The organism is Streptomyces silaceus (assembly GCF_001419745.1).
Taxonomy (GTDB): domain Bacteria; phylum Actinomycetota; class Actinomycetes; order Streptomycetales; family Streptomycetaceae; genus Streptomyces; species Streptomyces silaceus.
The window spans coordinates 1169-2050 of the sequence record NZ_LIRJ01000196.1; the positions used below are offsets into that span (position 1 = coordinate 1169).

The 882-nt window shown below is 76.2% G+C and carries 2 protein-coding genes; both read right to left on the bottom strand.

The annotated features are described in order from the left end of the window. Nucleotides 1–180: oxygenase MpaB family protein (locus AOK22_RS42830; RefSeq protein WP_244164887.1), on the bottom strand; the 180-nt coding region annotated here is incomplete at its 3' end. A gap of 396 nt (nt 181–576) precedes the next feature. Continuing rightward, on the bottom strand, nt 577–882 hold a 306-nt coding region (locus AOK22_RS42835), incomplete at its 5' end, for an alpha/beta fold hydrolase (RefSeq protein ID WP_167357859.1).

The following is an 882-nucleotide window of genomic DNA, read 5'->3' on the forward strand; positions in this document are numbered from 1 at the left end:
GCGCTCGCCGCGGCCCCAGGGGTCGGTACGGAACACCGAGTGCTCGTCGACGCCGGCCCCGACCGCCGGGTGGGCCACCTGCATGGCCAGCGCGGGCGGCAGCATGAGGAACATGCGGATGTCACCCGCGACGCTCCAGAGGATGCCGCCGGGCGGGGGCGGGGCGGGGTCGGGCTTCATGCGGCGTGCTCCTCGGCCGTGCGCGGGGACGGGACCGGAGCGCGGTCCGGATCACCCGGAGGGCGTCCGGCCTGCGGGTCCGTCCCCGGTCGTGCGTCTTTCCAGTATGCGACGGGGAGCGTTGCCGCGATCTTCAGGGGGCGGCGGCGCGGTTCGGGGTGGCGGCTGATCGTTCCCGGGTGGCGGCGGCGCGGTCCCGGGTGGCGGCGGATCGGGATCCGCGCATCCTTCGCCTGGCGGTGGGCAGGATCGTCCTCGCGCCGCTCGACGAACCGCTGCTTCGCGTCCCGGGGTTCCGTCCGCGGCCCCGCCGGGTGCGGGCCGCCGTGGAGCGTACGGTCCGGGGCCATCCGGCGTTCGTCGCGCCGGCGCGCGTGGCGCCCCTCCCAGCCGCTCTCAGCGTGCGGCGGCGTGCGCCTCCAGGATCGCCGCCACCACCGCGTCCGGTTCCCGCACCGTCGGGAAGTGGTCGCTGCGCGCGAGGCGCACCGGACGGCAGCCCGGGATGCGGCGCGCCATCGTCTCGTTGACGCGGACCACCTCGGGCTGGTCCTTCTCCCCGATGACGAGGACGCACGGCACGTCCAGTTCACCGAGCCGGTCGTAGAGGGGTGGGTCCTGCACCTGATGCGGGGCGACGGCGAACCACGCGGGGACCACCGCCCGCAGCAGCTCCGTCACCTCGGGGTCGTCCCCGGTGCC